Raw genomic sequence first — 21,407 nt, 5'->3', positions numbered from 1 at the left:
CGTGCGTGGCCGGGCTGGTCAACAAGGCATAGGTCCGGCGAACGCTGTTGTGAAACGAGAGTGGGGATAAAGCGCCAGTTCACCGGGCGGCATCCAACCAAAGTCGCAGACGCGTCAGGCGATCTTCTGCTGGTCGCGGCCGGCGCCGATCAGCACCAGCATGGCGACGAGGAAGAGGTACATCCAGGCATCGCGCCATTCGAGTGGGAAATAGCCGGCCCACAGCGATTCGGCCATGCCGAAGGCGGCCGCGCCAAGCGCCGCCTTGAGCGGCGAGAGATAGCCGCCGACAGCGGTCACGAACAGGATCTTCAGCCCATAGACCAGGCCGGTGCCGAAGCTGATATTGCCGTAGTAGATGCCGGCAAGGATGCCGGCCAGCGCGGCGCACAGACCGCCGAACAGCACCGCCAGCCGAAACACCGCGCGCACGTCGACGCCGCACATTGCGGCGGCCCTGGGATCGTCCGACACCGCCCGCCAGGAGCGGCCGAAGCCCGAGCGGGCGAACACCCAGGCGGTGAGCGCCAGCACGCCTATCACGGCTGCGCAGTCGAGCAACTGGATCAGTGTCAGCGTCGCCTTGAAGCCGGCGTTCTGCGCGAAGATCACCGGCCGGGCCAGCATCGGCGGCAGCCAGAGATCGTGGGTGTCGGCGGCGATGCGGCTGGCCTCCGACAGCACCAGCAAGATGCCCAGCGTCGTCACCACGATCGCGTTGGGCGAGCGGTCGGCCAGGGGTTCGAAGACGCTGCGCGACAAGACGTGGCTGATCAGCGCCGCATAGAGGAGCGCGGCGACGATGCCGAGCGCGACCGCGGCATAGAGCGTCAGCCACAGCGCCTGGTAGCCGAAGGCCGCCGTGAGGATCATCGCGTGCCCGCAAAAGGCGAACATGGCGCCATAGGCGAGGTTGGTCCGGTGCAGCAGCCCGTTGGTCAGCACATAGCCGAAGGCGAGCAAGGCATAGAGCGCGCCCGAATGCAGCCCGTTCAGAACCTGCTGGAAGAAATACAGCATGCAGCACCCTTGGGTGACGGTGGCGAACCCACATCCCCAAGGGACGTTTGCATTCGGAATCTAACTTGTCAAATGCGATTTATCGGTTAGATTTCCGGCATGACAGTCTCCTGGACCCCGCATCGCTTCACCGGCGGCATCCTCGCGCTCGACGCGGCGAACACGGTCGTTTTGCGGTTCGATCCGGAAAAGACCTTCGACCGCTTCGACAATCCGGCCGAGATCGCCCGCTTTGCCGACGCGGCCAGCGGCTTTCGCGCCACGGAGCTTGGCGGGCGTCGGCTGGAGGCGCAGTCCCCGGCGGAGATTGCCCCGGTCGTGCTGTCGATCCGCGAGACGACCGACCGCCTGTTTCGCCACGCGGTGTCGAAAGGCGCTCTGGCCACCGGCGATCTGCCCGGGTTCCTGCAAGCCTGCGCCGAAGGCCTGGCCGGCAGCCGGACCGAAATCGGCGCGCCGGGACAGCCATTCGGCGACCCGGCGACGCCGATCGCTTTCGAGGCCGCACTTGCCGTCTCGGCGCTGTCTTTGCTGCGCGACGACGCGGTCGCCAGGTTGAGAATCTGTCCCAACTGCAGTTGGCTGTTCGTCGACCGCAGCCGCAACTCCAGCCGCCTCTGGTGCGATATGGCGGTCTGCGGCAACCGCCAGAAGGCAAACCGCTACTATCGCCGCCGCACGGCGGCCAGGGAGGTCAGCAATGTCTAGGACATATTCGCGTTCGATGGTTCTCGGCGCCGCCTTGCTGGCGGCGGCAGTGCTTGGCGCCTGCCGCGACTCCGGCAAGGAGCAGCTGTTCGCCATTTCCGGCAAGCTGTTCGAGTTCAACTACCGGCTGGGCATCGCCACCTATGTCATCACGCTCAACCCGCTGCGGCCGATGGGCGAAGGACAGGTTGCCGTGGTCAGTTTCCAGAACCCGGCCGGCGGCGATCCGATCATCGTCAACCAGAAGATCTGGCCGAAGCTGCCGCACATAACGCTGACCAGCCCGCCGCTGACCTGCGTGGTCAAGGACAAGCCCTATGCGGTGTCGATCCGCATCGAGGATGCCAGCGGCACGCTCTTGCAGAGCTTCGAGACGACGCTGACCTCGTCGCTCGATCAGTCGATCCTGCCCGATCGTCCCTTGGTGGTCGGCCCGGTCTACGAGCTCAACAAGGACATGGTCGGCCATGTCGACGGCAAGCTCCCGGGCGAGCCAAAGCCGGATTGCTCGAAAGCCTGACACGCCCGCAGCAGAGCAGCCGCCGGAACTTTCCTTGCGGACCGCCGCGGCGCAATTTTCATACTCCTATGGATGCGCGCCGGATCGTTCGTTGCGCACTGCCTGGCACCTTCGATTTTGTTTGACCTCCCCTGCAAAGGGGAGAAAGACTGCGGCATCCGACTCCTACGTTGGCTGCGCGCTCCAGCGCGGCCTCCGCAGAGGAAATGCCTGATGACGCTGCACGACGTCGCGCTCGACGACAAGTTCGATCTTGGAAAGGAGCGCATCTTCCTCTCCGGCGCGCAGGCCGTCATCCGCATGCTGTTGATGCAGCGCGAGCGCGACCGTCGCGCCGGCCTCAACACCGCCGGCTTCGTTTCCGGCTATCGCGGCTCGCCGCTCGGCGGCCTGGACATGCAATTGTGGAAGGCCAAGAAGCAACTCGCCCAATCCGATATCGTCTTCCAGCCCGGCCTCAACGAAGAGCTTGCCGCCACCGCCTGCTGGGGCACGCAGCAGGCCGAACTTTTGGGCGAAGGCACGCATGACGGCGTGTTTTCGGTCTGGTACGGTAAAGGTCCGGGTGTCGACCGTTCCGGCGACGTGTTCCGCCACGCCAATCTCGCAGGCTCCTCGAAACATGGCGGCGTGCTTGCCCTGATGGGCGACGATCACATGGCCGAATCCTCGACCAACGCGCATGCCACCGAGTTCCTGTTCGTCGACACGATGGTGCCGATCCTCAATCCGGCCGGCGTCCAGGAGATCATCGATTACGGGCTCTACGGCTTTGCCATGTCGCGCTTCGCCGGCACCTGGGCGGCGATCAAATGCGTCAAGGACAACATCGAATCGACGGCCTCCGTCGATGCCTCGCTCGAGCGGCTGAACATCGTCGTGCCGGAGTTCGAGATGCCGCCCGGCGGCCTCAACATCCGCCACGAGATCGACATGCTCGGCCAGGAGGAGCGGCTGCATGAGTACAAGCGCGCCGCCGCGTCCGCCTTCATCCACGCCAACGGGCTGAACCGGATCGTCTATTCGGGCGGTCGCAAGCCGAAGCTCGGCGTCATCACCATCGGCAAGAGCTATCTCGACGTCCGCCAGGCGCTGGAAGACATCGGCATCGACGAGGCGACCGCCAACCGCATCGGCATCAGGCTGTTCAAGGTCGGCTGCCCATGGCCGATCGACCTGCAGCATATCGCCGAATTTGCCCGCGGCCTCGACACCATCGTCGTCGTCGAGGAGAAACGCTCGCTCATCGAGGTGCAGCTGCGCGAAAACCTCTACGGCACCGCCACGCAGCCGGTCATCGTCGGCAAGAAGGACGAACGCGGCGACTGGCTGTTCCCGGCCAAGGGTGCGCTCGATCCCAACGAGATTGCGATTGCGCTCGGCGAGCGGATCCTGCGCACCATCGGTCCGTCGGAGGAGATCGCAGCACGGGTGGCGAAATTACGCCAGTTCCAGGCGATGCTCGCCGACACGTCGGACATCGCCTCGCGCACGCCGTTCTTCTGCTCCGGCTGCCCGCACAATTCCTCGACCAAGGTGCCGGAGGGTTCGCTGGCCGCCGCCGGCATCGGCTGCCACTTCATGGCGCTGTGGATGGACCGCAACACCGTCGGCTTCACCGCCATGGGTGGCGAGGGCGCGCAATGGATCGGCCAGGCGCCGTTCTCCAAACGCGACCACATCTTCCAGAATCTCGGCGACGGCACCTACAACCACTCCGGTGCGCTGGCGATCCGCTTTGCGCTGTCGACCGACGCCAACATCACCTACAAGATCCTCTACAACGACGCCGTCGCCATGACCGGCGGCCAGCCGCATGAAGGCGGCCTGACCGTCGACATGATCGCCAGGCAGGTGCGCGCCGAGGGCGTCGAGCGGATCGCGGTCGTTACCGACGAGCCAGGCAAATATGCCGGCAAAGCCGAGTTCCCGGCCGATGTCACCATCCATCACCGCGACGACCTCGACCTCGTCCAGCGCGAATTGCGCGCGGTCAAAGGCATCTCCGTGCTGCTCTACGACCAGACCTGCGCCGCAGAAAAGCGCCGCCGCCGCAAGCGCGGCACCTTCCCCGATCCCGACAAGCGCGTCTTCATCAACGAGCTGGTCTGCGAGGGCTGCGGCGATTGCGGCGTGCAGTCGAATTGCGTCTCGATCCAGCCGGTCGAGACCGAATTCGGCCGCAAGCGCCGGATCGACCAGTCGAGCTGCAACAAGGATTTCTCCTGCGTCAACGGCTTCTGTCCGTCCTTCGTCACCGTGCATGGTGCCAGGATCAGGAAGGCCGAGGGCACCGCCGGCAACTCCGACCCGCTCGACGGTGTGCCGGCGCCGGCCGAATTCCCGCTCGGCGAGCAAGGCTGGGCGGCGATCATCGACGGTGTCGGCGGCACCGGAGTCGTCACCATCGGCGCGGTGCTCGGCATGGCGGCCCATCTCGAGGACAAGGGCTGCGGCATGATCGACATGGCCGGGCTGGCCCAGAAGGGCGGCTCGGTGTTCACCCATGTGCGCATCGCGCGCACACCGGACGATATCCACGCCATCCGGGTTTCGGCCGGAAAGGCCGATCTGGTGCTCGGCTGCGACCTCGTCGTCTCCGGCGCCCAGAAGGTGCTGGCGGCGGTGCGTGAAGGTCACACCATCTTCCTCGCCAACACCGCCGAGATCATGCCGGGCGAATTCGCACGCTCGGCCGACTTCTCGCTGCCCATCGAACGGCTGAAAAAGGCCATTCGCTCCGCCGCCGGTGACGACAGGGCGCATTTCTTCGATGCCACCCGCACCGCAACCGCTTTGTTCGGCAACTCGCTTGGCGCCAACATGTTCATGCTCGGCTTTGCCTTCCAGCATGGCGGGCTGCCGCTGTCGGCCGAGGCGGTCGAGAAGGCGATCGAACTCAACGGCCAAGCAGTGGCGATGAACATCGCCGCCTTCCGCTGGGGCCGCCGCGCCGCCCATCAGCCGGATTTCGTGCGTGGTCTCATTGCTCAGCCGGGCAAGGCGGCAAACGCGATCGCCGAGACGTTGGACGACATCATTGCCCGCCGCGTCGCCTTCCTGAGCGCCTATCAGAACGCCGCCTATGGCAAGCGCTATGCTGCCAGGATCGGCGCGCTACGCGCTGCCGAAGCCAAGGCGGTGCCGGGTTCGACCGCTGTGACCGAGGCCGCCGCAAAAAGCCTGTTCAGGCTGATGGCGATCAAGGACGAGTATGAGGTGGCGCGGCTCTACACCGACGGCTCCTTCACCGCCGAAATGTCAAAACAGTTCCAGAGCTACGAAAAACTCGAATTCCACCTGGCGCCGCCGATCATGGGCCGGCGCGGCAAGGACGGCACGCCTCGCAAGTCGAGCTTCGGCCCGTGGATGATGAAGGGGTTCCGCCTGCTGGCGGCGATGAAAGGCCTGCGCGGCACCGCTTTCGACCTGTTCGGCTACAGCGCGGAAAGGCGCATGGAGCGGCAGCTTCTTGCCCAATACGAGGCTGATCTGGAGCTTGTCGCTGCGGCGCTGGCGCCGGGCCGGATCGAGGCCGCCGCCGCGCTGGCCTCGGTGCCGGCGCTCATTCGCGGTTACGGCCACGTCAGGCAGGCAAGCGCCGAAAAGGCCGCCGGAGAACGCTCGCGGCTGCTTGAGCGCCTGGCAAAAATCCCTGCAAGACCGGAACTTCAAGCCGCCGAGTAAGCCGATACGCCTTGTTTACCTGAAGACCAGTTTCCCCAGCTTGCCCCAGGGGAAGATACTTGACGGCAGGGCCTGAAACGGCGTCTCTAAACCTTTCTTAAGGCGAATGTGAAATGACTGCGGTTCGTGCGACACCGCGGGCCATGCAAGAACACAAAACCGGAGAAATAGGTGAGGACGTCTATGCTGGGTTCGTGCGATCGTTGTTCAACGATCCCGGAATCCTGCTGATCGGCGCTTTTTGCCACGGACTTATCGGTTTTCTTGTCTATCTGACCTCAAAGCATCCGGCCTACCTCGCCCTGGCGGCAATCATGCTCGCCGCCGGCCTTTACCGCTATTACGGCATCCGCAAAGGCCAACGCGAAGGCAATTTCGACAGCTATGAAGCGGCCAAGACCTGGGAACGCTATTATCTGGTCGGCGGCACCATCCAGGCTTTCTTCATGGGGCTTTTCTGCCTCACGACCATCTACCTCATCCCGGATATGTTCGGAGAAAGTGCCGCGATCGCCGTCATAATGGGCTCGACGGTGACGATCGTCGGTCGCAATTACGGCTCCAAGACAATGGTCGCGGTGCAGGCCTTCACGGTCGTGCTGCCGATCGCGATCGGGCTGATGCTCAAGGGCGACGTGCCAACCTTCATCCTCGGCCTCTATATCGTGCCGTTCATCTTCATCATCACACGAATGGCCGCTCACGTCCGCACGGTGCTTTTCGACGCCATTTCGGAGCGCAAGACCGCGGCCAGGCTGGCCGAACGCTTCAACCGGGCGCTGAACACCATGTCGCATGGCCTGGTGATGCTTGGCCCCGACGGCAAGGTGGTGGTCGGCAATGCCGAGGCCGCGCATCTGATGTCGCTCAAATCGCCGAACCAGCTGCTCGGGCGATCGATCCATTCGCTGCTCCTGCGCGGCGTTGCCGGCGGCATGCTGGCGCCGAAGGACTGCCGCTATGTCGAGGCGCAGCTGACGCGGGCGCTACGCGAAGGGCGCGACCGCAAGGTGCTGGTTTCCTTCTCCACCGGCCAGCACTACGAGTTTTCGGCACGCGAAGGCAGCCAGGACCTGGGCGTCATCACCTTCGAAGATGTCACGGCCCGCGTCGAAGCCGAAGAAAAAATCCGCTTCATGGCGCGCTACGACAACCTCACCGGCCTGCCGAACCGCGCCTATTTCCACGAACTGGTCGGGGAAGCGATGGCCTCCGGCGACCGCGACCGTCTCTGCGGCCTGGCCGTGCTCGACCTCGACGATTTCAAGAGCGTCAACGACACGCTGGGCCACCCGGTCGGCGACGGGCTGATCTATGCCGTGGCGGAACGACTGGCGGCGGTTGCCGGGCACGGCATCACCGTCAGCCGCTTCGGCGGCGACGAGTTCATGGTCTTCTTCGACCGCATCGAGGACGAAAGCCACCTGACCAGCCTGCTCGACCAGGTTTTCGGCGACCTGCAGGGCGAGGTCGACGTCGCCGGGCATGGGCTGCGCATCCAGGCCAGCGCCGGCGCCGTGCTGTCCAAGGTCGAGGACACCGACGTCGACGCCATGATCGTCAAGGCGGACCTGGCGCTCTACAAGGCCAAGGAACTCGGCAAGAACAACTGGCGGCTGTTCGAGGCCGCGATGGACGCCGCTTTCCGCAATCGCCAGCTGATGAAGGCGGACCTGCGCAGCGCGATCGAGAGCAAGGGCCTGCGCGTCGTCTATCAGCCGATCGTCTCAATGAGCACGATGCGCATTGCCAGCTGCGAGGCATTGTGCCGCTGGGACCATCCCGATCTCGGGCCGGTTTCGCCCAGCATCTTCATTCCGCTGGCCGAGGAGATGGGCATCATTTCCGAGATCAGCACCTTCGTTCTTCAAGCGGCCTGCGCGGAATGCGCCAAATGGCCCGACCAGACCAGCGTTTCGGTCAACCTTTCCGCCAAGGACTTCCGCAACAGTGACGTCATCCAGAAGGTTCGCGACGCGCTCGCCACGTCCGGGCTTGCGGCCGCCCGCCTGGAGATCGAAGTCACCGAAACCGCACTGCTCGACGACAAGTCGCTGACGCGCCAGTACATCGAGGAGCTGAAGCAGCTTGGCGTGCGCATCGCGCTCGACGATTTCGGCACCGGCTATTCGAGCCTGAGCTACCTCCACAAGCTGCCGCTCGACAAGATCAAGATCGACCGTTCGTTCCTGATGGACGTCACCCAGAACCCGCGCTCGCTCGACCTGTTGAAGGGCGTCGTCGACCTGACCCGGATTCTCGGCCTGACCGTCACCGTCGAAGGCGTGGAGACCTTCGAACAGCTCAAGATCCTGCTACATACGGTGAAGCCGGACCTGGTCCAGGGCTTCCTCTTCGGCGCCGCGCTCAGCGCGTCGGGCATCGAGACCATGTCCAACGTGACCTGGCCTTTTGCCGCGGAACTGCGGCCGGTCGCAAAGCGCGCCACCACCTGATCCTCGATCACGTTTCAGAAGCCGGCTCAAGAGGAGGTGATTTTTCCACGCGTTAACCAGTTGTTAAGGTTAACCTTCGGTAAACGAAGACGATTGTAGTTTTATCTTCTTGTTCACTCTCTCGTCCGATATTGTTCTCCTGCGGCGGTACGAGGGAAGAATATGGACATGCGTGAGTCAGGTCGGCCTGCGGCGGCTTCGGCTGCCAGATCTCAGCCTCCTTCGCTGTTCGCGCGCAACGTGCTCGACCTTCTGGAGCGCGTCGAGTACCGGCGCTGTGAAAGCGGCGAGGATTTCGAAGCGATCTCCCGGCTGCGCTACAAGGCGTTCCATTCGCACGGCCTGCTTGATACCATCGTCGAGCAGAAGCTTGCCGATCATCTCGACGAAGTCCCAAACTGTTATTGTTTCGGCGTCTTCATGGAAGGTGAGCTTGTCAGCACCGTCAGGCTCCACCACCTGAGCCGCGAGACACCCGAAGCGCCAATCATGACGGTGTTCGGCGACAGGCTGCTCCTGCGCCTGGCGCGGGGCGAAACCTTCATCGATCCCAGCCGGCTGGCGGTCGACCCGCAATTGTCATCGACCCACCGGGCCCTGCCCTATGTCACGCTGCGGCTTGCGGTTATCGCCAACACGTTCTTCAACGCCACGAGTTGCATCTCGATGATCCGGGAAGAGCACACGGCCTTCTATCATCGCATCTTCGGTTCGGTGCAGGTTGGTGAGCCGCGCATCTATCCGCCTTTCACCATGCCGATCTTCTTCTATGAATCGCTCTGCGAGCAGAACATGGCGCCGACGCTGCAGCGCTATCCGTTCTTCCACTCGACGGCGCTGGAACGGCGCATGCTGTTCGCGAAAGCGCCGACCGGCGAGCTTGCGCCACTGACCATCCTGCCGACGGCCAAGTATTTCCCCGAAGCCGCCTGAGCCTTCACGGGTTTTGTGATGGTGCCGGCAAGGAGCTTTCCGGCCGTGCCGGCGTTGTCGCGGCGACAGATACCGTCGTTGCATCGGCTGAGGACGGCGGACATCAACTCGAGAAAGGACCAAGGACATGACCATTTCCGCGATCGCGCTCACCCCGCTGATCTCGCTGATTGCCGGTGTGCTGATCCTGGTGATGCCGCGGCTTTTGAACTACATCGTCGCGATCTACCTGATCATCGCCGGCCTGCTCGGACTGTTCCCGCATTTGGCGGGCTGATATCCCGGAACCCGTCACTCCCCACGAAGGCCAGGGGCCCCGCCTCGACGGGACGCCTTTCAACTTTCCTTTGAGGCTGTTGTCTCCGGCGATGCGGCAATAGCGCCATTGCTCTTGGCCCGGCTTTTCGCTATGTGCCTCAAAGATGTCTTCGAAGGGGTATTCCTATGGCTGAGCACACGCCGTCCGGTCCTGTCGAACTGGGCGCGAAGATGGACTATGCCGAGCACGACCGCACCTATGCGGGCTTCCTGGCGCTGGCCAAATACGGTTCGCTCTTTTGCCTCGCCATAGTTATCGCGATGGCGTTCGGCTTCTTCGTTGGCGGTTTCTTCTCGGCGACCATCCTCTGCGCCCTGATCCTGGCTGCCGGCGCCTTCATTCTCCGATAGACTTTCCGAAATCCTTCGCTAGGGACGCTGCCGGAGGTCCGGCCGGCGTCTTGCGCAACAGGTTCCAGCCGAAAGGATCATGCGGTGGGACAGACGGTTTTCATCCCTCGTGAACTCGATGCGAACGAGCCGCGCGTCGCGGCCTCGCCCGACACGGTGAAACGGCTGGCGGCGCTGGGTCTCGACGTGGTCGTCGAGACCGGCGCCGGCACGGCCTCGCGCATTCCCGACGAGGAATTCGCCAAGGCGGGCGCCGCGATCGGCAAGGCTGGCGATACCGCCGAGGCCGATGTGGTGCTGAAAGTGCGCCGGCCGACGGATGCGGAGCTGAAGGGCTACAAGTCCGGCGCCGCCGTCATCGCCATCATGGACCCCTATGGCAACGATGCCGCCGTCGCCGCACTTGCCAAGGCAGGCGTCACCGCCTTCTCGATGGAATTCATGCCGCGCATCACCCGCGCGCAGTCGATGGACGTCTTGTCCTCGCAGGCCAATCTCGCCGGCTACCAGGCGGTGGTCGACGCGGCCGCCGAATATGACCGGGCGCTGCCGATGATGATGACGGCGGCTGGCACCGTGCCGGCGGCAAAGGCCTTCATCATGGGCGTCGGCGTCGCCGGCCTGCAGGCGATCGCCACGGCGCGCCGGCTTGGCGCTGTTGTCACCGCCACCGACGTGCGTCCGGCGGTGAAGGAACAGGTGCAGTCACTCGGCGCCAAATTCCTTGCGGTCGAGGACGAGGAGTTCAAGGCGGCCGAGACCGCCGGCGGCTACGCCAAGGAAATGTCGAAGGAATATCAGGCCAAGCAGGCGGCGCTGACCGCCGAGCACATCGCCAAGCAGGACATCGTCATCACCACGGCGCTGATCCCCGGCCGTCCGGCGCCGAAGCTGGTCTCGGCGGCGATGGTCGCGTCGATGAAGCCGGGTTCGGTCATCGTCGACCTCGCGGTCGAGCGCGGCGGCAATGTCGAGGGCGCCGTGCCTGGCAAGGTCGTGACGACCACCAACGGCGTCAAGATCGTCGGCCATCTCAACGTGCCGGGCCGCGTCGCCGCTTCGGCCTCGCTGCTCTATGCCAGGAACCTCTTTGCCTTCCTGGAGACGCTGGTCGACAAGGCGACGAAGACGCTCGCCATCAAGCGCGACGACGAACTGGTCAAGGCAACCATGCTGACCGATGCCGGCAAGGTGGTGCACCCGGCCTTCGCCAAGGCTGCAGAACCGCCAAAGGGCCAGCATGTCGAACCGGCGGCGATCCTGGCGAAGACCATGGTCGCCGATGCGTCGGTGAAGAAAGCCGCGCCGAAAAAGGCCGCCGGCAAGAATGCCGCCACGGGCAAGTCCGCTGCCAAGCCGAAGGGGATCGCGTGATGGATCAGACCTTGCAGAAAGCCCTCGACCAGCTCGACCAGGCGAGCGCCGCAGTTCGCCTCGCGGTGCAGAACCTCGCGACCACGCCCGGCACCGAGGCGGCGGGCGACGCCGCGCACGCACTGTCGGGCGGCGCCATCGATCCGTTCGTCTTCCGCTTCGCCATTTTCGTGCTGGCGATCTTCGTCGGCTATTATGTCGTGTGGTCGGTCACGCCGGCGCTGCACACGCCGCTGATGGCCGTCACCAACGCCATTTCCTCGGTCATCGTCGTCGGCGCGCTGCTGGCCGTCGGCATCTCGGCGTCCGGCATCGCCACCGGCTTCGGCTTCGTTGCGCTGATGCTGGTGTCGGTCAACATCTTTGGCGGCTTCCTCGTCACCCAGCGCATGCTGGCCATGTACAAGAAGAAGGACAAGTGACGTGAACGCCAACTTCGCTTCCTTCCTCTATCTGGTCTCCGGCATCCTGTTCATCCTGGCACTGCGAGGCCTGTCGCATCCGACCACCAGCCGCCAGGGCAATCTCTACGGCATGATCGGCATGGGCATCGCCATTGCCACGACGCTGGCGCTGGCGGTCCCTTCGGCCGGTGGCTTCGGCCTGATCGTGCTCGGGCTGCTGATCGGCGGTTCCGTCGGCGCCGTCACGGCGCGGCGCATCGCCATGACCTCGATGCCGCAGCTGGTCGCTGCCTTCCACAGCCTCGTCGGCCTTGCCGCCGTCATGGTGGCGGCCGCCGCGATCTATGCGCCGGAAAGTTTCGGCATCGGTACGGTTGCCGACATCCATGCCCAGGCGCTGATCGAAATGAGCCTTGGCGTTGCCATCGGCGCCATCACCTTCACCGGCTCGGTCATCGCCTTCCTCAAACTCGATGGCCGCATGTCGGGCAAGCCGATCATGATCGGCGGCCGCCACTTCATCAACATCGCGCTCGGCATCGCACTCGTCGTTCTGATCGTGCTTTTGGTCACCACGGAATCGAAGCTCGTCTTCTGGCTGATCGTGGCGGCCTCGCTGGTGCTGGGCGTGCTGCTCATCATCCCGATCGGCGGCGCCGACATGCCGGTCGTCGTGTCGATGCTGAACTCCTATTCCGGCTGGGCGGCGGCGGCCCTCGGTTTCACGCTCGGCAACCTGGCGCTGATCATCACCGGCGCGCTGGTCGGCTCGTCCGGCGCGATCCTGTCCTACATCATGTGCAAGGGCATGAACCGCTCGTTCATCTCGGTCATCCTCGGCGGCTTCGGCGGCGAGACGGCGATAGCGGCCGACGACGGCATCGAGCGCACGGTCAAGCAGGGGTCGGCAGACGATGCCGCCTATCTGATGATGAACGCGCAGAAGGTCGTCATCGTGCCCGGCTACGGCATGGCGGTCGCCCAGGCGCAGCATGCGTTGCGCGAAATGGCCGACAAGCTCAAGGCCAATGGCGTCGACGTCAAATACGCGATCCACCCGGTGGCTGGCCGCATGCCCGGCCACATGAATGTGCTCTTGGCCGAGGCCAATGTGCCTTACGACGAGGTGTTCGAGCTCGAGGATATCAACTCGGAATTCGCACAGGCCGACGTCGCCTATGTCATCGGCGCCAACGACGTCACCAACCCGTCCGCCCGCGACGACAAGTCCTCGCCGATCTACGGCATGCCGATCCTCGACGTCGACAAGGCCCGCACCTGCCTGTTCGTCAAGCGCTCGCTCGGCTCCGGCTATGCCGGCATCGACAACACGCTGTTCTACAAGGACGGCACCATGATGCTGCTTGGCGACGCCAAGAAGATGACGGAAGAGATCGTCAAGGCCATGGATCACTGAGCCGTCGGCCGCTTCCTCAAGAACGCAGCAAAAGCCCGGCGTCGCGCCGGGCTTTTTTGTAGGCCGTCAAGCGGGCCGGAATTCCTTCACGCCAACTTGGCCAGCAGCCGCATGAAGGTGGCCGCTTCCTTGGCCGACAGCGGCGCCAGCGTTTCCTCGGTGATGCCACGCGCAAGCGGGATCAGCCGCTCGACCGCCTCGCGGCCCTCAACGGTCAGATTGACCAGCAGGCGCCGTTTGTCGACCTCGTGCTTGGAAAGCTCGACCAGGCCGCGCGCCTTCAGCCGGTCGATGACGCCTTTCACGGTTGCCGCATCCATGGCAATCAGCGTGCCGAGCTGGTTCTGCGAGGTCTCGCCGACGTCGTGCAGCTTGGCCAGCGCGGCGAACTGTGGCGGCGTCAGATCGGCGATATGGGCGGCGAAGATCGCAACATGGCGCTGATGTGCCTTGCGCAGGATGAAGCCGACCTGCTCCTGCAAATGGTAGTCGTTGTCCTCGGGCTCCTCGGCCTCGACCAGCTTGAGCCTGACTTCCTCGCCGGCGCTCACCGCAGCCCATCCCATGCCTTGATGTCCCTGGCCGCCAGACCGCCCATGCGATCGTGGATGCGCGGGCCGCAGGTCATGGCAAGGCAGAACAGGATCTCATCGGCACGCGGCCCGTCGCTGACACCAACTTCCATGGCGTCGAAATGGCTGCGCACATAGGCGGCGTTGATGTGGCCGAGCGGCACGTCGAGCTTCGCGCCGAAGGCGCCGACCTTCTTTGCCGACGGCACGATCGCCTTGGCGTCGCCGAGCCGCTCGCGCATGGCGTAGCCGCCTGGCACGTGCCAGAGAGCACCATGCTCGAGTTCACCGGCGGAGCCGACGATGGCGCCCTTGCCGTAGCCATCGATCTGCTTCACGTCGCCGCCAAGTGCTGCGATCAGCCGGTCGGCGAGCATCAGCCCCAGCGGCTTCAGATCGTCCATGGCGCTCTGCAGATCCTCGACATAGCGGCCGGCAAAGGGGTTCTTCACCAGCGCCAGGGCCGCGGCGCGGCGGCGCGGCTCTTTCGCCGCCGGTCCGCCGTCATGAAAGATTTCCTCGGTCAGAACCGCGATCTTGCGGATCGGAAACTCAGGCATGGGCAACTTCCTTCCCTGGGATTTTCGTGGGCGCTGCAAGCGCCATGGAACCACTGATGCGGGTTTGACCGGCAAGGAAAATCGCCGAAGCTGATATCAGGCCATTTCGGCGAAAATCATCGGCGACAGCGAGCCCGCTGTCCAGTGCAGTGGCGATTTCTACCGGTGAAAGCGGGCCGACCGCCGTCGTCACCAGGCGGTCGCCCAGGTCGCTGTCGGGCGCCAGGTCGCGCGCAGGCTCGCGCTTGATGGCGGGGTGATCGGGTAGATCGACGGCGTTGGCTATCAGCGTCGCGGCGGCATCGGCCTCGGCGCTGGTTCTCGCCAGCACGGTGACGGCATCGGCGATGCCCAGCGAAAAGGAGCGGCCACGCCAGCCGCTGGTGGCGACACCACGTACCGCGTCTCCCGCGCGAATGACGATCCGGTCCTGCAGCCCATGCCCCGTGCCGGCAATGGCGAGGGTCATCGACTGGCCGGTGCCGAGGTGGATGGCGCTGTCGCCGCCATTGTTGACATAGGCGCGGTCGAGCTTTCGGCCGGCCAGCAAGGCGGCCAGCATTTCGTCGGCTACCGAGCCGGCGACGGCGGCCATCGGCGTGATGAAGGTTCTTACCAGCGGCGCGACCGCCGCTTCCATCCGACGCGCCACTGGTCCGGCGAACAGGCGTGGCTTTGTCGAGGCCGGACGGCGCAATTCTGCAAGCTCTTCCACCAGTTCGGTCAGGACGGTCTGGAATCGCGCTACCGCCTGACCATAGGCGGCCTGGCATTCTTCGGCAGGGCCAAATACCCCAATGATCAGGTCGATCGGCCCATGATTGAGATGAAGCCGCCCGCCGTCGTCGAGCCAATGCGCCTGCGGGCCGTTCATCAGCCGGCCCCGTTCGCCGCGCGCCGCAGCTGCGCCAGCGGCGGCCAGGGATTGCTGACCGGCGCGCCGGTGCCGCGACGCGGATTGAGGTATTCGCCGCCCTTGGCAAGGATGTCCTCGACGCTCCGGATCTCGGCCTCATAGCCGCCCAGCCTGACATAGTCATCGCGGCGCAGCGTGAACTCGATCGGCGCCACCAGCGCCGGGGTCGGCACATAGCCGAAGGCACCTTCCGGCACGCGGGTAACATCGACCATCAGCGTGATGCCGCCGCCCGGCCAGACATAGACAGGCGCGCCGCCGACTGTGACGTAGGTCTTCAGGCCCTGTACCGAGCGGGTGAGGTTGACCGGGTTCTCGGTGACGCCGGCGCGCAGCGAGCCGCCGGCACCGCCGATGAACAGCACGGTGCACAGCGCCGGCTCGCAATTCTCCTCGATCAGACCGACCGACTTCTGCAGCCGTTCCGGGAACGGCTTTTCGACCGGTTTCAGATCGTCGTCGAGCTCGTAATAGGCGAACTGCTCGCCGGTGGTCGATACCATCAGCAGCGACAGGCCGGGACGCGCGCCCTTCTTGACGTTCCACTCACCAAGGATCGACAGCGGGTCGGAAATGCTGGTGCCGCCCCAGCCGAGACCAGGCTCCGATACCTTGAAATAACGGCCAGGCGTCGAGCGGCGGCCAATGATCTTTATGCCGGTATCCTGCCAGCCCAGCACCTTGCCGGCCTGATGCTCTGAGACGACGCCGGTGATGTGGTCATCGACCACCACCACCTCGTCGACCAGCCCGCGCCACTGGGTGGCGAACATGCCGATGGTGGCCGAGCCGCAGCCGACACGCATGCGGTGTTCGATCTTGCCGTCGATGACCGGTGGTTTGCCGGCTTCGACAATCACCGTGGCGCCGCCGTCGATGGTGAGCTCGACCGGCTTGCGGTTGCACAGGTTGAGCATTGCATCGCAAGTGGCGCGCCCTTCCGCCTTGGAGCCGCCGGTCAGGTGATGCACGCCGCCCAGCGACAGCATCTGCGAGCCGTACTCGCCGGTCGTGACATGGCCGATCGCCTCGCCTTCGGCGCGCACAGTCGCCGTTTCGGGACCGATATGGCGGTCGGTGTCGATCTTCACCTTGACGCCGCAGTAGGAGAAGATGCCCTCCGTCACCACGGTGACGAGATCGACGCCCTCGACCTCCTGGCTGACGATGAACGGGGCCGGCTTGTAGTCGGGATAGGTGGTGCCGGCACCGATCGCGGTGACGAAGCGGCGGCCGGTGTTGACCAGTTCACCGTTCCACGCCTCGCCTTCGGCAACGAAAGGCACGACCGCACCGCCGGTTTCGGCCGCGTGGTCGAGGATGGTCAGCGGATCCATACGCACGATGCGGCCGCCGACATTGCCGTAGCGGTCGCAGGCGCCGGTGCGACCATCGGCGATGTAGCACATGACCGGGCAGGCATCGCAGCGGATCTTTTCCGCCACCTGTTTCTCGCCGGGGTCATGGGTTTCGAAACGTTCGGCCAGCTCGCTCATCGGCGTGCCTCCTTGTCGCGGATCGCCGCGCGGATACGGCTCGGCGTCGCCGGCACCTTGGTAACCAGCACGCCGGTGGCGTGGCGGATGGCGTTGAGGATCGCCGGCGCCGTCGGGATCAGCACATGCTCGCCCAGCCCCTTGGCGCCGAATGGTCCTTCCGGGTCCGGAACTTCGACCAGAATGGTCTCGATCGGCGGCACGTCGCCGATCGTCGGGATCAGATAGTCGTGCAGATTCTCGGTGCGGCCGGGGATGTATTCCTCCATCAGCGCCATGCCGATGCCTTGCGCGATGCCGCCCTCGATCTGGCCTTCGACCAGCAACGGATTGATTGCCTTGCCGACATCATGCGCGGCGGTGATCTTGATCAGCTTCACCGTGCCCAGCTCGAGGTCGACCTCGAGTTCGGCGATCTGCGCGCCATAACCGTAGACGGCGTAAGGCTTGCCCTGGCCCTTGGCGTCGAGCGGCAGCGTCGGCGGGTCGTAGGTTTCCGAGGCGACGAAGACGAGGCCGTCGGCGTCGGCTTCCAGCGTCGAGAGCTCGATCCGCCGCGTCGCCTCGCCCTCGCGGATAGTCAGGCTTGCTCCATCAAGGGCAATCGCCGCCTTCTCCGAAACATTGGCAAAGCGCAGGATCGCTTCGCGCAAGGCGCGGCCGGCCTTCTCGGCGGCCTTGCCGGTGACGAAGGTCTGGCGCGAGGCCGATGTTTTGCCGGCATCCGGCGTAATCGCCGTGTCGGCGCTCTTCAGCCGGAATTTTTCCAGCGGCAGGCCGAGCGCGTCGGCGCAGATCTGGCTGATGACCGTGTTCGATCCCTGTCCGATATCGACGGCGCCCTGATGCAGCACGATCTCGCCTTGGGACGACATGCCGACCTTGATCGTCGACGGATTGGGCAGCGAGGTGTTGCCGCAGCCATACCAGCAGGACGCGACGCCGACGCCGCGCTTTCTTGTGCTGTTGCCGGCATTGAACCGCTCCGTGTCGGCCAGGGCGCGCGTCCAATGCGGCTGCAGCGCCTCGAGACATTCGGCAATGCCGACGCCGGAGTCCAGTTTTTGCCCGGTGACCGTTTCGGATCCGTTCCGAAGGCAGTTCTTCAGCCGAAAATCGAGCCTGTCGATCCCCAGCTTGCCGGCCAGCTCGTCGTAGAGCGTCTCCTGCATGATCGTCGCCTGCGGCACGCCAAAGCCGCGGAAGGCGCCGGAGACAGGGCCGTTGGTGTGGATGGCGCGGCCTTCGGCACGATAGTTCGGCGTGGCGTAGGGACCGGACGCATGCACCGGCACGCGGTTGGCGACGGTCGGGCCCCAGCTGGCATAGGCGCCGGTGTTGAAATCGCCGACAAAGACCATGCCGGTGACATGGCCTTCGGCATCGGCGCCGATGGTCGCCTGCATCTCGGCCGGATGGCGCTTGGTGGTCGAGATCATCGATTCGTTGCGCGTATAGGCAAGTGCTGCCGGCCGTCCCGTCCTCATCGCCACCAGGCCGATGAGAGGCTGCAGCGAGACGTCGAGCTTTGAGCCGAAGCCGCCGCCGGTGGCGGTCGGCACGATGCGTACCTTGTCGACGGCGAGACCCAGCACCTTTGCCGTGTCGTCGCGGTCCATGTAGGGCGCCTGCGTGCAGGCGACGACGGCCAGCGTGTCGCCATCCATGTATGCATAGCCGGCTTCCGGCTCGATGTAGGCGTGCTCGACGTAGGAGGTGTCGATGGCGCCCGACACGGTGACGGCGGCGCCGGAGAGCGCCGCGTCCGGATCGCCGCGTTCGACAAAACCGGAGGTGAGCAGGTTCGCCGGACGGTGCTTGTGGATCAGTTCGGCGCCACCGGCCTGCGCTTCAAAGGGCTGCAGCACATGGGGCAGTTCGGTCCAGGAAACAGGGAAGTCCGCAAGGTCAAGATCGAGGATGGTTTCGCGCTCGCCGGCAACCAGCGCCACGGCCTCGCCACGAAAGCGCGAAAACCCTTCCGCCAGGGCGGGCTGGTCGGCGAAGGGACCGATGACGCCGAAGCAGTTTTTCCCCGGAATGTCGGCGGCAGTGAAGACCCCGGCAACGCCGGGACGGGCCCTCGCCCAGGCATCCAGGTCGCCGAAAGTGAACCGGGCGTGATGGTGCGGCGAGCGGACCACCAGCACTGCCAGCGCATCGGCCGGGAAGGAATCGCCGCCGAATTTTTCGCCACCGGTGACTTTGGGCAAGCCATCGAGGCGAACCGGCGATGCGCCAACAGCAGAACCGGATTGCGGCATGCGGTGGTCGAGGCTTTCAACGTGGCGCGAGGCATCCATCACCGCCGCGATGATTTTTCGGTAGCCGGTGCAGCGGCAGAGCACGCCTCCCAACGCATCCTGCGTTTCCACTTCGGTCGGGTTCGGCCTCCGATCCAGAAGCGCGGTGGCCGCGACCAGCAGGCCGGGCGTGCAGATGCCGCATTGCGCCGCCCCATGATCGAGGAACGAGGCCTGCAGCGCCGACAGTTTTCCGTTGGCCAGGCCTTCGACCGTGGTTATCGCCGCGCCGGCTGCCGAGGCCGCCGGCATCAGGCAGGCGCAGACCGGTTCGCCGTCGACCAGCACCGTGCAGGCGCCGCAATCGCCGGCGTCGCAGCCGACCTTGGTGCCGGTCAGCCGCAACTCGTCGCGCAGCACCGAAGAGAGACGGCGCACTGGTTGCACCAAGACGCTGACGGCGGCGCCGTTGACCTCGAAGTCGATGTTGGCGCGCCCCATCCCGGGCTGAGCCTCGCTCATGCCAGGCTGAGCCTCGCTCATGCCAGGCTGAGCTTTATTCATGTTAGGCTGAGCTTTGCTCATGCCGCCACCTTGCCGCCGGCTGAATGGTCGATGGCGCCAAGCACGGCGCGGGCGACGATCTCGCGCGCCGCGTCCTGCCGATATTCGGCGCTGCCGCGGACATCGCCGATCGGTGAAAGCTCGTCCATCGGAGCGGACTGCACCGCAGCCGCGAGGGCATGGTTCGCGGGCTGGGCACGCAAGGCGGCTTCGACGCCGGTCAGACGTTTGGCGACCGCCGAGCAGGAACCGACGGCGATGGCGGCTTCACTGACGATGCCATTCTCGACAGCGAGGCGCGCCGCCACCATGGCGATGGAGATGACGAGATAGCGCCTCGCGCCAAGCTTTACGAAGGTGGATGAGCCGATAGCAGCGGGTTTCGGGATGCGAATGGCGGTGACCATCTCGCCCGGCAGCAAGACCGTGCGACGATTGCCGAGGATGAATTCCTGCAGCGGCAAATGACGTGTCGCTTGTGCCGAGCGCAGTTCGACCTCGGCATCGAGCACCAGCAATCCCGGCACGCCGTCGGCGGCCGGCGAGGCGTTGCAAAGATTGCCGGCAATGGAGGCGACGTTCTGGATCTGCACGGAGCCGACTTCACGCGCGGCCTGCTTCAAGGCATCGAAGGCGGCCGGCAGAGGATATCGGATAAGATCGGTCCAGGTGGTGCGCGCGCCGATCAGCCAGTGAGTGTCAGTCTCGACAATGCCGCGCAACGCGGCCAGACCGTTAATGTCGAGGACATTGTCGCGAAAAGGTTTGCTGCCTTGCGCCGGATAGAAGTCCGTGCCGCCGGCAAGAATGCGCCAGCGATCCTCGCCAAGCAAAGCGAGCGCCTCGTCGACCGTGGTGGGTTTCGCGTAACGGATCACGCCCTACCTTCCAAAACAAAGGGACCTTCCCAGAAAAGAGCCGCCTCGAAGAGGCCTCCCGACGGATCCTGCCGGCGTCCGGACCGGTCAAATTCATTCGTATGCAAATGATATCAAGCCGACAGGAATTGTCAAAGCCAGAGTTTGCACCCTGCCCGCGTCTTGCGGGCCGCCACGCAATTGTTATGGCGCTGGAGGTTGACGCCGCCGGCCATCTGGTCAAGTTTCTGCGTCCGGTCGCGTCGGCGGTGGAGCCTGAGCCGAGACAGAGAAGAAGGAGGCCCCATGGCCGACGAAGCGCTTGTTGTCATCGACCTGCAAAACGACTTCTGCCCGGGCGGCGCGCTGGCGGTCAACGGCGGCGACGAGATCGTGCCTTTGGTCAACGATCTGATCCGGCGAACCGAGCATGTCGTGCTGACGCAGGACTGGCACCCCGCCGGCCATTCGAGCTTTGCCTCCAGCCATCCGGGCTCGCAGCCCTTCACGATGATCGATATGCCCTACGGGCCGCAGACACTGTGGCCGGACCATTGCATCCAGGGCAGCCTGGGGTCCGATTTCCACTCGGGACTGGCCTGGACGAAGGCCGAGTTGGTGATCCGCAAGGGTTTCCGCCCGGCCATCGACAGCTATTCGGCCTTTTTCGAGAACGACCACAAGACGCCGACGGGTCTCGCCGGCTATCTGCGCGAGCGCGGCATCGACACCGTGACCCTGGTGGGCCTGGCGACCGATTTCTGCGTCGCCTTTTCGGCGCTCGATGCGGTCAAGCAAGGTTTTGCGACCACGGTGCGGCTCGACGCCTGCCGCGGCATCGACCTCAACGGCTCAGTCGAGGCCATGCTGAAGCGGATGCGCGAGGCCGGCGTGGTGCTCGAAGACCAGGCGTCGGACTAGACCGTGGGGCACCGGGGGGGCTTCAAACAATTATCCACGGTTTTGGCGGCTGGCACCTTGGCAGTCGCCGTCCTCCTGTTTCCGGGACTG

Annotated in this window: 18 protein-coding genes; 11 read left to right on the top strand and 7 right to left on the bottom strand. The window is 64.9% G+C overall.

Annotated features, from left to right (window positions below; genetic code table 11):
- Positions 1–114 precede the first annotated feature (114 nt).
- Positions 115–1,020 carry a branched-chain amino acid ABC transporter permease gene (locus tag A6B35_RS05720; RefSeq protein WP_006202395.1) on the bottom strand — a complete coding sequence of 302 codons (906 nt, stop codon included), beginning with the start codon at positions 1,018–1,020 and terminating at the stop codon, positions 115–117.
- Between the two features lie 99 nt (positions 1,021–1,119).
- Here A6B35_RS05720 and A6B35_RS05715 point away from each other — a divergent pair, with 99 nt between their 5' ends.
- The 10 genes from A6B35_RS05715 (at position 1,120) to A6B35_RS05670 (ending at position 13,188) form a co-directional block, all read left to right on the top strand.
- Entirely contained in the window at positions 1,120–1,728 is a 609-nt protein-coding gene (locus tag A6B35_RS05715) for a CGNR zinc finger domain-containing protein (RefSeq protein WP_006202396.1), read from the top strand.
- Positions 1,721–2,248, top strand: a complete 528-nt coding sequence (locus A6B35_RS05710; RefSeq protein ID WP_040582806.1) for a hypothetical protein — start codon at positions 1,721–1,723, stop codon at positions 2,246–2,248. The genes A6B35_RS05715 and A6B35_RS05710 overlap by 8 nt, the downstream gene beginning before the upstream one ends.
- A gap of 213 nt (positions 2,249–2,461) precedes the next feature.
- Positions 2,462–5,935, top strand: coding sequence for an indolepyruvate ferredoxin oxidoreductase family protein (locus A6B35_RS05705; RefSeq protein WP_006202398.1), 3,474 nt, complete (start codon positions 2,462–2,464; stop codon positions 5,933–5,935).
- A gap of 143 nt (positions 5,936–6,078) precedes the next feature.
- Positions 6,079–8,391 carry a putative bifunctional diguanylate cyclase/phosphodiesterase gene (locus tag A6B35_RS05700; protein ID WP_040582821.1) on the top strand — a complete coding sequence of 771 codons (2,313 nt, stop codon included), beginning with the start codon at positions 6,079–6,081 and terminating at the stop codon, positions 8,389–8,391.
- A gap of 168 nt (positions 8,392–8,559) precedes the next feature.
- On the top strand, positions 8,560–9,324 hold the full coding sequence (locus tag A6B35_RS05695) for an N-acyl amino acid synthase FeeM domain-containing protein (RefSeq protein ID WP_244425931.1): 765 nt from the start codon (positions 8,560–8,562) through the stop codon (positions 9,322–9,324).
- A 127-nt stretch (positions 9,325–9,451) separates the two neighbouring features.
- A complete protein-coding gene (locus A6B35_RS05690; RefSeq protein WP_006202401.1) occupies positions 9,452–9,601 on the top strand; it encodes a DUF3096 domain-containing protein in 150 nt (49 codons plus the stop codon).
- 167 nt (positions 9,602–9,768) lie between these two features.
- A complete protein-coding gene (locus A6B35_RS05685) occupies positions 9,769–9,993 on the top strand; it encodes an aa3-type cytochrome c oxidase subunit IV (RefSeq protein ID WP_006202402.1) in 225 nt (74 codons plus the stop codon).
- An 84-nt stretch (positions 9,994–10,077) separates the two neighbouring features.
- Positions 10,078–11,367, top strand: a complete 1,290-nt coding sequence (locus A6B35_RS05680) for a Re/Si-specific NAD(P)(+) transhydrogenase subunit alpha (protein ID WP_006202403.1) — start codon at positions 10,078–10,080, stop codon at positions 11,365–11,367.
- Entirely contained in the window at positions 11,367–11,789 is a 423-nt protein-coding gene (locus A6B35_RS05675; protein ID WP_006202404.1) for an NAD(P) transhydrogenase subunit alpha part 2, read from the top strand. Before A6B35_RS05680 ends, A6B35_RS05675 begins: the two co-directional genes overlap by 1 nt.
- A 1-nt stretch (position 11,790) precedes the next feature.
- On the top strand, positions 11,791–13,188 hold the full coding sequence (locus A6B35_RS05670; RefSeq protein WP_006202405.1) for an NAD(P)(+) transhydrogenase (Re/Si-specific) subunit beta: 1,398 nt from the start codon (positions 11,791–11,793) through the stop codon (positions 13,186–13,188).
- 86 nt (positions 13,189–13,274) lie between these two features.
- Here the strand turns inward: A6B35_RS05670 and A6B35_RS05665 are convergent, their stop codons facing one another.
- From A6B35_RS05665 to A6B35_RS05640, 6 genes are read right to left on the bottom strand one after another with little or no spacing between them, the layout of a single operon-like run.
- A complete protein-coding gene (locus A6B35_RS05665; RefSeq protein WP_006202406.1) occupies positions 13,275–13,754 on the bottom strand; it encodes a MarR family winged helix-turn-helix transcriptional regulator in 480 nt (159 codons plus the stop codon).
- Positions 13,736–14,320 (bottom strand): amino acid synthesis family protein, encoded by a 585-nt coding sequence (locus tag A6B35_RS05660; protein WP_006202407.1) that lies wholly within the window; start codon positions 14,318–14,320, stop codon positions 13,736–13,738. Before A6B35_RS05660 ends, A6B35_RS05665 begins: the two co-directional genes overlap by 19 nt.
- Positions 14,313–15,194 carry a UPF0280 family protein gene (locus A6B35_RS05655; protein WP_006202408.1) on the bottom strand — a complete coding sequence of 294 codons (882 nt, stop codon included), beginning with the start codon at positions 15,192–15,194 and terminating at the stop codon, positions 14,313–14,315. Before A6B35_RS05655 ends, A6B35_RS05660 begins: the two co-directional genes overlap by 8 nt.
- Entirely contained in the window at positions 15,194–16,732 is a 1,539-nt protein-coding gene (locus A6B35_RS05650; RefSeq protein WP_006202409.1) for a hypothetical protein, read from the bottom strand. The genes A6B35_RS05655 and A6B35_RS05650 overlap by 1 nt, the downstream gene beginning before the upstream one ends.
- Positions 16,729–19,497 carry a molybdopterin-dependent oxidoreductase gene (locus A6B35_RS05645; protein WP_244425932.1) on the bottom strand — a complete coding sequence of 923 codons (2,769 nt, stop codon included), beginning with the start codon at positions 19,495–19,497 and terminating at the stop codon, positions 16,729–16,731. Before A6B35_RS05645 ends, A6B35_RS05650 begins: the two co-directional genes overlap by 4 nt.
- 59 nt (positions 19,498–19,556) lie before the next feature.
- The gene (locus A6B35_RS05640; protein WP_006202411.1) at positions 19,557–20,417 is read right to left on the bottom strand and encodes an FAD binding domain-containing protein; all 861 of its coding nucleotides are present in this window, start codon (positions 20,415–20,417) and stop codon (positions 19,557–19,559) included.
- Between the two features lie 285 nt (positions 20,418–20,702).
- Between A6B35_RS05640 and pncA the strand changes: the two genes are divergently transcribed.
- Positions 20,703–21,317: a bifunctional nicotinamidase/pyrazinamidase gene (gene pncA, locus A6B35_RS05635; protein WP_006202412.1), complete on the top strand. Its 615-nt coding sequence runs from the start codon at positions 20,703–20,705 to the stop codon at positions 21,315–21,317.
- The last annotated feature ends 90 nt before the right edge of the window (positions 21,318–21,407 follow it).

Origin of the sequence: Mesorhizobium amorphae CCNWGS0123 (assembly GCF_001686985.1) — a bacterium.
Classification (GTDB): domain Bacteria; phylum Pseudomonadota; class Alphaproteobacteria; order Rhizobiales; family Rhizobiaceae; genus Mesorhizobium; species Mesorhizobium amorphae.
The sequence above is the reverse complement of the archived record's forward strand: the minus strand, read 5'-3'. Positions and strand labels throughout refer to the sequence as shown.